Origin of the sequence: Prevotella sp. P4-67 (assembly GCF_002251325.1) — a bacterium.
Classification (GTDB): domain Bacteria; phylum Bacteroidota; class Bacteroidia; order Bacteroidales; family Bacteroidaceae; genus Prevotella.
The window spans coordinates 1-4574 of sequence record NZ_NPJL01000006.1; the positions used below are offsets into that span (position 1 = coordinate 1).

A 4574-nucleotide genomic window follows, 5' to 3' on the forward strand; every position below is an offset into this window, starting at 1 on the left:
CAGACGGCATGGCGGGGTGGGTGGACGGGATTATCATTTTGCCATTTTTCGCTACGAAAAGTACAAAAAACATAGTTTTTGTGTCGGATTTCATCATTTTTTTTATAATTTGGCGCTCGGAAAGAGAGATTCCGCTTCGCCCTGTGGTTATTCCTCCCGGCTCGGGGCGCAGTTTTATTCATACGGGAGCTATATAAATAAACCTACAATATGAAGAAATTCTACTTCATCCTATCACTGTTGGCCACAACAGTGGCATCGGCGTATGCTGCCGTAAACCCACCCACCATCGGTTTCCCCGACAACTATCTGGGTACCCAATTCAAAGCTACGTGGGAAGACGCCGGCGCCGACTCCTATCTGTTCAGCCTCTACACTCTGGGCGACAACATGATGAAATTCGACGAGACCTTTGCCAACGTGAACCACAGTGGCGGCAAAATCAACACAGCCAACCCCAACATTCCTGTTGGTTTCAGCGTTGACATCTCCAAGAACGGCACCACCGACGTGGTCTACTACAAAGACCGCGACCACATCGTGCTGGACGCCAACGACGATAAGGTGTCTACCACACTCATGGTGGGCGGCAACCTCTCCAGGTGTATCTTCAACGCCAACCTCATCAATGCGCAGGGCTTCACCAAGGAAAACTCGAGCCGTTTCAAGGTGACTCTCTATGACAAGGCCGGCGACATGATCAGTTCGGGTCAGGTAGAGGCTTACTATTTCTACATCAAAGAAGACTTCGACCTGGAGGATGCTTTCGGCGGAATCCGCTCCAACATCGGCAAGGTGGTCTTTGAGATTGTCAAGGACGACAGCCACAACGTGGGCGACATCGCCATCAACTCCATACAGTATGAATACAAGGCCCCCGTATACGTGATGCGCGACAAGGAGGTCGAGGGTACATGGATTGTTCCCACCGACCTGGATGCCGAGAAGGTCTATTACTACTATGTAAAGGCAAAGAATGGCAGCGAGGTTTCTGACATGTCGGCCATCATGTATGTCGATGGCTTTCTGAGTGTCAACACCCTGCCCGCCAGCAACATCAAGAGTACCTCGTACACCGCCAACTGGGAGTATCTGCCCAAGGCGCTGGGCTACTATGTGCAGCCCTACCGCTTCGATGTGGTCGAGGACACCAAGATAGACAAGCGCCTTGACGACCAGTTCTCCAAGGCTACCGAGGGCACCACGATGCTTCCCATCAGCATCAACTCGGAAGACCTGGACAAGTATACAGACTGCACAGGTTGGAGCGGACGCAATGTGCTGATGGCCAAAGGCATGATAGGTGCCGATGCAGGCCGCTTCCCCATGAACATGTCTTATCTGCACTCGCCCATTATGAACCTGTCGGCCAACGGCGGCAAGTACAAAATACACCTCAAGGCCCATGGTACTGCCGGCGACGCCCTCAACGTATACCACGTGGGATATATGGTAGACGGCAAACTGAACATGCACACGGCAACCTTCGACAAAAATGGCAATATCGATGAAGAGTGGGAGATGAACGACGGCGACTCTGAGACCATGCTCTCATTTGAGGATAAAAGACTCAAGAAGTTCTTCATCGATGAGGTTACTGTAAGCCAGGGTCTCTACAAGGGCGACATCATCACCGTGAAGTATGACCTGGTGAAACTCACCGACGGCAAGACCACCTCTTACAACTTCTCTGGTCTCGAGGAGAACAAGAAGTATGGTTACCAGGTGACAGGATGGCGTCACAACGACGTGGGTGGCGAGGTAATCTCAGGCACATCACCCATTGTCTATGCCGACCTGAGCATCGCTGCAGGCATCAATGGCAACGTGGTAGCCAACGGCGACCCCAAGGTAAGCGTAAGCGGCAACACCGTGACCGTGACACTGACGCAGGCTGCCCCCATCTATGTCTTCACCCTCGACGGATGCAGCAAGCAGACTCTGAGCGGCAAGGCTGGCGCCAACACGCTGACCCTCGCTGCCGGACAGGTATACATCGTCAAGGCCGGTGGCCGCGCCTACAAGGTTATGGCACGCTAACCGCACAGACGACCCATAAACAATTTCCACGGCGGAGCAGGACATCACCGGATGTCTGGCTCCGCCGTTGGCGTTGGATGGGGTGCGGCAAAAAATATGGTAAAGGTGGTAAAACTGTAACCCTAAAGAGTCTGGCCACGCTCCAGGCTATCGAGACTATAGCTGCAAAGAGAGGGATGCCGCCAAGCGCGGGTCCCTCTCTCTGGTTTAGGGCAATGGCAACGTGAAGTCCCGCCGTAGCGGTGATATGGCAAGCCGTGGTGGTGATGGTAGGCAAAAAAATGGGGAAAATGGCGGTGCATGTCAGGTTTTTTGCGTATTTTTGTGACATCAACAGCATCCCGCACACAATCGATGCCGGCATCGGCTATTTGTCCGGCGCTGAAAAATCAAATAAAGGAAGAAAGAGATGAAGACATTTTTCAATGTAGAAGACCTGGGCGACCTCCGTCAGGCGCTCGCCGAGGCACAGGAGGTAAAGCGCGACCGCTTTGCCTTTCAGGAGTTGGGCAAGAACAAGACTCTGCTGATGATATTCTTCAACAACAGTCTGCGCACACGCCTCTCTACCCAGAAGGCTGCCATGAACCTGGGAATGAACGTGATAGTACTCGACGTCAATGCCGGCGCATGGAAGCTGGAGACCGAGCGTGGCGTCATCATGGACGGCGACAAGAGCGAGCATCTGCTCGAAGCCATCCCCGTGATGGCAAGCTACTGTGACATCATCGCCGTGCGCTCGTTTGCCGGGCTCAAAGACCGTGACTTCGACTATGCCGAGACCATCGTCAACCAGTTTGTGCGCTACAGCGGCCGCCCCGTTGTGGCTATGGAGACTGCCACGGTGCATCCGCTCCAGGCCTTTGCCGACCTCATCACCATCGACGAGCACCGCAAGACGGAGCGTCCCAAGGTGGTGCTCACCTGGGCTCCCCACTGCCGTGCGCTGCCACAGGCTGTGCCCAACAGCTTTGCCCAATGGATGAACGCTGCCGATGTAGACCTGGTGGTGACCCATCCCGAGGGCTACGAACTGGACGAGAAGTTTGTGGGCAACGCCCATGTGGAGTATGACCAGCGCCGCGCGCTCGAAGGTGCCGACTTCGTGTATGCCAAGAACTGGAGCTGCCCCGGCGTAAGCTGCAAAGAGGACTATGGCAAGATACTCTGCAAGGATATGTCGTGGACCATCGACTCGGAACACATGAGCTGGACTCATGACGGATACTTCATGCACTGTCTGCCCGTAAGACGCGGCCTCATCGTCACCGACGATGTGATAGAGAGCGACCACTCGCTCGTCATCCCCGAAGCCGCCAACCGCGAGATAAGCGCCGAGGTGGTGCTCAAGCGCGTGTTGGAAACCCTATAATACATAAGATTATGAGAAGACTGTTTATAACTATCATTGCTATAGCAGCCCTGACAGCAGCTTCGGCCCAAGGCATCATAAGGCCAAAGACTTCGGGCGCAGCAGTCAAGAAGAAACCTGCCACGACCATCAGGCACAAAAAGCCGCAGCGCACGCCAAGTCCCAAAGAGAGATTTGACATGGACGCCCATCGCAAGCGTCTGGTCAACAAGTTGCTGGGGGATATGGTGTATGTCAAGGGCGGCACCTTCACCGCCGGATGTGACACGGTAAGATTCAACAAAGAACGCGAGAGAGAGATAACGCTCGATAGCTATTATATCTGCAAATACGAATTGAGCGAAGCTCTATGGGACGCCTTCATGAAAGACTGGTGGGATGGTACCTATGAGTATTACACCAAGAACCCTATGGGGACAAACCCTATGGGGACGGATAATTACACATGCGGCATATCGTGCAAAGACATCCAGACATTTCTGGAACGCCTGAATGCCTACTGCGGTCAGGAGTTCCGTCTGCCCACCGAGGCCGAATGGGAATATGCTGCCATTGAGGGTAAGCCTAAGGCTCCCTACCGATTCAGCGGCAGCAACAATGCCAATGAGGTGGCGGTGTATAAAGATAACCCGGAAGAGAAAAAAAAGTCATATTGCATGGGATGCAAGAAACCCAACGGTCTGGGACTCTACGACATGTCGGGCGGACTCGCAGAGATGTGCTATGACCCCTATAACACCTATTCGCCCGACCGACCGGTCACCCCCAACGGTAAGAAAGACTACAAATGTCCGCCAGGAGAACACACTCATGTGATCAAAGGCGGTCACTATCAATCGCTCGAGCATGAACTCTATCCGTGGGCAAGAGGCTTGTGGATTAGCGACGGTTATGGCGCATGGTATGTAACCATTCGCCTGGTGGCTACGGAGATTAGAAAATAGTATTAATACAGATAAATATCCTGCTGCGAGTAACGATATTCCCAAGGAGAAATGGAGAAAACATAATACACAAGAAGCCCCATCCCAGCCTTCCCCAAGGGAGGGCACTGAAAAAGTCCCCTTTTTTTATGACCAAAACGGAAAATGCTTACGATTTGTAACTTCTCTTTCTGCAAATCGCCTAAAATAAGGCTAAAATAGACAGATAATAAAGGGTA

At 52.9% G+C, this 4574-nt stretch carries 4 protein-coding genes; 3 read left to right on the forward strand and 1 reads right to left on the reverse strand.

Annotated features, from left to right (window positions below):
- The first annotated feature begins 210 nt into the window (after nucleotides 1-210).
- From CIK92_RS00490 to CIK92_RS00500, 3 genes are all read left to right on the forward strand, one after another.
- Nucleotides 211-2040 carry a hypothetical protein gene (locus tag CIK92_RS00490; RefSeq protein ID WP_094387792.1) on the forward strand — a complete coding sequence of 610 codons (1830 nt, stop codon included), beginning with the start codon at nucleotides 211-213 and terminating at the stop codon, nucleotides 2038-2040.
- A gap of 409 nt (nucleotides 2041-2449) precedes the next feature.
- Nucleotides 2450-3412 (forward strand): acetylornithine carbamoyltransferase, encoded by a 963-nt coding sequence (locus CIK92_RS00495; RefSeq protein WP_094386918.1) that lies wholly within the window; start codon nucleotides 2450-2452, stop codon nucleotides 3410-3412.
- Between the two features lie 11 nt (nucleotides 3413-3423).
- Nucleotides 3424-4356, forward strand: a complete 933-nt coding sequence (locus tag CIK92_RS00500) for an SUMF1/EgtB/PvdO family nonheme iron enzyme (protein ID WP_094387793.1) — start codon at nucleotides 3424-3426, stop codon at nucleotides 4354-4356.
- Nucleotides 4357-4358: 2 nt separating this feature from the next.
- Here CIK92_RS00500 and CIK92_RS13940 read toward each other — a convergent pair.
- Nucleotides 4359-4574 (reverse strand): hypothetical protein (locus CIK92_RS13940; RefSeq protein ID WP_216822209.1); only part of this gene is annotated, 216 nt, incomplete at its 5' end.